This window comes from Corynebacterium tuscaniense, from assembly GCF_008693065.1.
GTDB classification, from domain to species: domain Bacteria; phylum Actinomycetota; class Actinomycetes; order Mycobacteriales; family Mycobacteriaceae; genus Corynebacterium; species Corynebacterium tuscaniense.
On record NZ_VXKH01000081.1, the window covers coordinates 1 to 5,960 of the forward strand.

A 5,960-nucleotide genomic window follows, 5' to 3' on the forward strand; every position below is an offset into this window, starting at 1 on the left:
CAAGGCGCTGGAAGCCACGAACGTGGTCACCGTGTACCAGTACGGCGCGCCAGATCGCGCGGAAGCGATGCTGCGCAACGGCCAGCGCGTGCCTATCCAGACCATGCGTGGGGAGGTGGCAGCCCTGCCCGCCCCGCCAGTGGACATTGCGTTCATTGACCGGTGGATGCCGGCCAGCGCGGTGAGCAACTACACGCTCATTGATACCCCGGGCCTGGCCACCCTCACCGATGAGAATGAGGCAACAACGCGCGCCGCGCTTATCGACGGCTACGAGCAGACCCGCAGCGCCTCCGTCGATGCCGACGCCGCCATGTTCCTTTTTGACTCTGCACCCCGCCGCGACGAAGTAGAGTTCATCCAACAGCTTGGCTTCACCCCGCTCAACACGATGGGTGTGCTCTCCCGCGCTGACTCCTTTGGTGAGGGCGCTTTGGGTGAGGTGGACCCCATGGTCGCTGCTGGCCATCACGCTGTGAAGCTGCAGCACGAACTGGCGTCCTATGTTGGTCGAGTCATGCCTGTCTCCGGCTTGCTGGCCCAAACCGCCGCCACCGGTGTGGTCACAGAAGCCTTGACCCGGCAGATCGCCCGCGTGACGGCTATGCCTCGCACGGAGCTCATCACTGAACTCTTTAGCGGTGACCCCGGTGACAGCCACAGTGCCCTGCACAACATCACCAATGTTATCGACGTGGTGGGGGAGTACGGTCTCTTCCTCGGCGCTGACGAAGCTGCCCAGGGGGCCGCCACTTTTAACGAGTGGCTCACCCAATCCTCCGGCATCGGCGCCCTGCGCCAGGTTTTGGAACAGGAACTGTCCACCTACGCGTACCTCCACCGCGCCGGTGAGATCCTCGCTGACATGGAAACCATGGTGTACCGCCACCCGGCTCACTCGGATGCCATCCGCCACGCAGTTTCCACTGTGCGCAATCACCCGGCCGCCATCCCCGCCAAACTCCTGGTCACGCTGAAGGGGCTGCTTGTCTCCTCCGCCCAGGACATCTTCGTGGAAGAAGCCACCCGTCTAGCCGCCATTGGCAGCCCTGCGCAACGTCTTGGCCTGCCCGATAACGCCAACCCCTGGCAAATCCTTGACCGCATTCAGGAGAAGCGCCGGGAGATGCAAACACTGTCCTTCGGTCTCCTCGACCCCTCTGAGGAACACGCCCTCGTCACTTTCGCCCAAGCCTACGACCAGCTTGAACGCAACGCCCAGGCGATGACATAAAAACTTTTCCCGGAATCGATGTAACCCTTTTGCCCCTCGGACCATCTAACGGTCAGAACTTCTTCACCATCACCACACCGAAAGGCCGTAACAATGTCCGACTTCTCCGCCGACCTGCCTGACTTCCTCAACGACATCGTTGAAAACGATGTCACCCCCAGCCCCCTCGACCCGATCGAGTCCAACCCTTACGCCTTCCCGCAGGCCCCGGACCCGCAGATCGCCGAGCCGGACATCACCCAGCCGGACACCACCGACACCGCCCCTGAGGCCGACACCGCACCAGAAACCGACCCCGCACCCATCCCGGACACCGCCCAGCCGGATGCCGATAACACCGACGCCACCCCGATCCTCGAACCCGCCGATGAGGAAGTCACCCAAACCGTTGAGCAAGACGAGCCCGCCCCGATCGCGGACGACGGCCCGGCCCCCGCCGAACCTGTCGACGACGTCCCTGTTATCGATGACTCCACCGGCCTAGACGACGGCGTTGCCGGCAACCACTTCCTCTGGTCCGACGACTGGTTCTGGCAAGAAGTCGACGGCTACTGTGGCCCCACCGCTGCCGCATTCTTACTCAACCAATTCCAGGACGCCGGCATCTCCAACCCCGAGTTCATGGTGGAGCGCGCCGTCAACCTCGGCCTCATGGATGAGCCCACCGAAGGCATGTACGCCGATGACCTGGCCACCCTGCTCACCGAGTCCGGCCTGCCGTCTGAGCTGGTCACCTCCAACATGGACGACCTGGCCAATAAGCTTAACGACGGCTACGGCATCATCGCCTGCGTCGACTCCGGCGAAATCTGGGGCGACGAAGAAGACGCCATCCGCGAAGACAACCTGTCCGACCACTTCCTCGTCGTCTCAGAGATCGACTTCAACCGCGGCGTAGTCACCCTCACCGACCCGGGCGCCCCCTACGGCAACGGCCTCGAAGTCCCCATCGACCAATTCGAAGACGCTTGGGCCGACTCCGGCCACAGCATGGTTACCACCACCAACGTCGACGCCGAACTCAGCGGCGCACCCGGCATGGCCATCGTCAACGCAACCCGCTCCGAGACGATCCGCTAGGGCCGAAGAAAGCACAACATCAACCCGCGCTAAAGGTCACCGTAAGGTGGTCTTTTCGCTATATTTCTGGGTTAAGGTTCACCGCGCTTGGAGGAAATATGAAGCTCAAGAACAAAGCTGTAGTCAGGTCATTTCCGTACAGCGTTGACCATCTTGAGAATTTCCTTGTCGAAGCAGCCCAAGAAGACGAAGCCACAAGGCGTCTCCTGCTGAAGTACCCGACGGTATACGTCATCTATCAAGAATCCAATGGCGCGTATCAGGTCTATGTCGGTGAAACCAACGACATCGCGCAAAGAACGAAGACTCACCTCGAAGTTGATCCCGACAAAATTGATCTGAACCAAAATGCGTTTGATGACGCATTGCTCCCAGTGGAAGAGCCTGAGGTCATCGCTCTAAAACCTTCAAAGTGGAATTCCTTCCGGGATAATGATTCCACCATCATCGTCATCGGTCACTCTTTATTCAACAAGTCCTTGACCTTGGACATCGAGGATCGACTGATGCTCTACCTGTCCTCAGTCGAGGGGGTTAAGGGAGCGAACTCGGTTACGCTCACCAATGCCCGCAGAAATATCCAGACAGACTATTTCACGCGCGATTACGTCGATGAGGCCTTCAACTCAATCTGGCGAAAACTCCGCCAGCATGATCCTGTTTTATTTCCCCTTGCGCGCCTGATTCGTGAGTCGGCGCTTTTTAAAGCCTCTCCGTTTCACCAACTCAACGAGCAACAAGTTGGTGCAAAGGTACAAATTCTCAAAGCTGTTGATCGCGCGTTAACTCCAAATGAGTTTCAGAGAGATCGAGTTCAATCTGATTTGATCTTGGTCAAAGGTGGGGCAGGAACAGGCAAGACTGTTCTGCTCAGCAGTGTTTTCTACGATCTCATCCAAGCTCGTGTAGCTAAAACCGGCTTGGAGGTTGATCAGGACTTCAACGCATACTTGCTTGTCAATCACGATGAACAAGTGACCGTGTACGAGCAAATCGCGGAGAAGCTCGGGCTGCATGACGGTAAACACCCACGGGTAATGAAGCCAACACGTTTTATCAACGAGCACCAGGCCTCGAGTGAGAAGGCCGATGTTGTGTTTGTCGACGAGGCACACCTCCTCTGGACCCAAGGCAAGCAGTCCTACCGCGGTGAGAATCAGTTTCGCGACATCCTTGAATTGGCCGATGTTGTCGTTGCTGTTTTTGATCCCTTACAGGTGTTGGCAGGCAACCAGTTTTGGACTGAAGAGCAGCTCTTAGAACTCGAAGAGCGTGCAGGTGATGGCAATATCATCAATCTCAGCCAGCAAATGCGCATCGATTCAGATGGTCCCGCAGAGACGTGGATTCGTCAGATTATTGATGAAGGGTTGATCACTCAGATCCCCACGAATGACAGGTACAGGATTGAAGTATTCGATACTCCCGAAGAGCTTCATGCCGTGATTCGAGATAAATCAGATCCGAGAGAATCGTCCGAGGTTGAAAAAGGTTTGAGTCGTCTGATTGCCACCTACGACTGGAGGTTCTCATCCGGGAAAACTCGGCCCACGGATAGTGAAACTTGGGACGTGACCATTGGTGATTTCCGCCTTCCCTGGAACAACCAAATGCCGATCTCACGTGCGGAGAAAAAGCTGTCATGGGCCGAGCGCGACTCGACCGTTGATGAAATCGGGTCAATCTTCACGGTTCAGGGCTTTGATCTCAACTACGCCGGGGTCATCCTCGGGCCGTCCGTCAAGTACCGTGACGGCCGAATTGTCTTCGACAAGACAGAAAGCCGGAACCCCAACGTAACCAGCAAACGATCAATGGAGATCGACGGCGAAAACAAGAAACTCGACGTCAGCCAGGAACTTCTACGCAACCAGCTCAACGTTCTTCTGACCCGCGGTGTCCGCGGCATGGGAATCTACGCTGTTGATGAAGAACTTCGGGAAGAGCTCAAGAAAGCAGCCCCGCTAGTGGATTGATTCCTAATTATGGATCAGCCATTAGCACCGTGGCTTGAACAGGGTCCAAGGAAAAGAACTCACATTGACCTTTCTGATCATTCACTTTGTTTGGGCCATGAAGCTTGAGAGCGAGGGCAATTACGGTGCTCTGAAGCGGCCTGGGTTTCGTTCCGCTTACTGAACGCCCAACGTTTGGGCGTCTGATTGTTGATAGTAGGTGTCTCTTCCATCTAGTGATATGTCCCAGGGATTGATGAAGTCGCTTGGAGGGTGTACGGGTGTCTCGCGTTGGATTGAAGTGATTTGCAATCGTCGATGCTGGTACTTCGCACTCGGGATGGTTAGCCCCGACGACTTCGGGCACTACTTCACTCAGACCACCAACGAAGAAGAAACGTCTGCCTAACCAGGAAGTGGCAACACTACGTGTCCACCATATGCGGGCACCCCCAGGCGTATGACGATGATGGGGTAATGGCGAGGCCATTCCAGCCCGAGTAGTTCGCCTGGCTCGGTGTCTGAGCTGTCTACCACGTTTTGCCTGTTGCTTATGGGTTGGACTCATCAGTTTGTTCACTGAGGGGGAGCAGTTCGGGTATTGGTCCAAAGGGTATTCGTGGAATGTTTTTCTAATGATCGGTGTCGTTTAAGCAGCGGGTTTGAGGGATGTCCACTTTAGTGGACACAAAAAGGTTTCCTGCGTCTTTGAAACGTGGCATTGTTGTTTGTGTCCGATGAGATTCGGATTGGCCTGGGGAACATAAGGATCGGGGGTCTCGCAATATGCGCAAGCGGATAACAACTGTCATCACGGCTGTTGCCACTGTGTGCTTGCTTTCAAGTTGCACGGGGACGGGGTTATTCGGGCGAGCTGACCAACGGCACGAAACGAGTCCAGCAGACGGGTCGCTCACTACATCGGCGTCTGACACTGGATCAGACCCCACGCAGGCGGAGGTGCCTGCTTTTCACTTTGCTAGTGGGGACTTGGTTCTAGGCGACTTTGAGTACGAAGCGATCAAGGACAACATGTTCGATCCATGCGTGGAGATCTCCCAGGAAGAATTCGCTGCAGTGGGGCTAAAGACATTGGGTCGTGAAAGTTTGCGTGAGGAGGGAAAGGTTGGCTGTGGCCTTGCTGGACGTGACGTCCACAGGGCGTATGCAATCGGCACGACTCCGGTTACTCGAGCACTTCAGGAAAGTAAACCTGGGAAAGTGGTTGATCCTGCTGTGTCTGACGTGGTGCCGGGCCTTTTTACCTACATAGGGAGGGATAATGCAGGCCTTGGTTGTGTCGCTGCTGTCGATACTGTACGTGGTGAGTTTTCGGTCATTGTTTCAGAAATAAATAAGCCTGTTGAACTCGAAGAGTTGTGTGCGTCAGCGGTCGAAATAGTCGAAGAGTTCTACCAAAACTAAAAGAAGAATCGGGGGAAATGGACGTGTATTTGGATGTTAATGCTGTTCAGCAGAGCGCTAGTCTGCTGGAGGATGCAGTACAACAACTTAGTGGCCCAGGCTCATTCAAAAGATTTGATGGCTCAACTAACTATTCTTTGGTGTCTGGTTTGGATCAGGCGGGGCGGATGCATCAGGTGATTAGTTCGGTTAGTCAGCCTGAGGCGACGCGGGGGTTGGCGTTGTTTTTGTCGAATGCTGCTGGGTTGTTGCGTGATCAGGTGGAT

5 protein-coding genes are annotated in these 5,960 nt (G+C 55.7%); all 5 read left to right on the forward strand.

What is annotated here, in order from left to right; all coding sequences use genetic code 11:
- On the forward strand, positions 1 to 1,234 hold a 1,234-nt coding region (locus tag F4V54_RS11535; protein ID WP_170253148.1), incomplete at its 5' end, for a P-loop NTPase family protein.
- Positions 1,235 to 1,327: 93 nt separating this feature from the next.
- Positions 1,328 to 2,314, forward strand: coding sequence for a cysteine peptidase family C39 domain-containing protein (locus F4V54_RS09920; RefSeq protein ID WP_150387028.1), 987 nt, complete (start codon positions 1,328 to 1,330; stop codon positions 2,312 to 2,314).
- Positions 2,315 to 2,412: 98 nt separating this feature from the next.
- Entirely contained in the window at positions 2,413 to 4,290 is a 1,878-nt protein-coding gene (locus F4V54_RS09925; protein WP_150387029.1) for a DUF2075 domain-containing protein, read from the forward strand.
- Between the two features lie 765 nt (positions 4,291 to 5,055).
- Complete coding sequence (locus tag F4V54_RS09930) at positions 5,056 to 5,694, forward strand: DUF3558 family protein (protein WP_150387030.1); 639 nt, start codon at positions 5,056 to 5,058, stop codon at positions 5,692 to 5,694.
- Between the two features lie 17 nt (positions 5,695 to 5,711).
- The coding region (locus F4V54_RS11660) for a hypothetical protein (RefSeq protein WP_211359479.1) at positions 5,712 to 5,960 on the forward strand (249 nt) is incomplete at its 3' end.

What these genes read in the sequence shown, in the direction of transcription:
- F4V54_RS09930 (WP_150387030.1), top strand. Translation starts at nt 5,056, where the DNA reads ATGCGCAAGCGGATAACAACTGTCATCACGGCTGTTGCCACTGTGTGC.
- F4V54_RS09925 (WP_150387029.1), top strand. Translation starts at nt 2,413, where the DNA reads ATGAAGCTCAAGAACAAAGCTGTAGTCAGGTCATTTCCGTACAGCGTT.
- F4V54_RS09920 (WP_150387028.1), top strand. Translation starts at nt 1,328, where the DNA reads ATGTCCGACTTCTCCGCCGACCTGCCTGACTTCCTCAACGACATCGTT.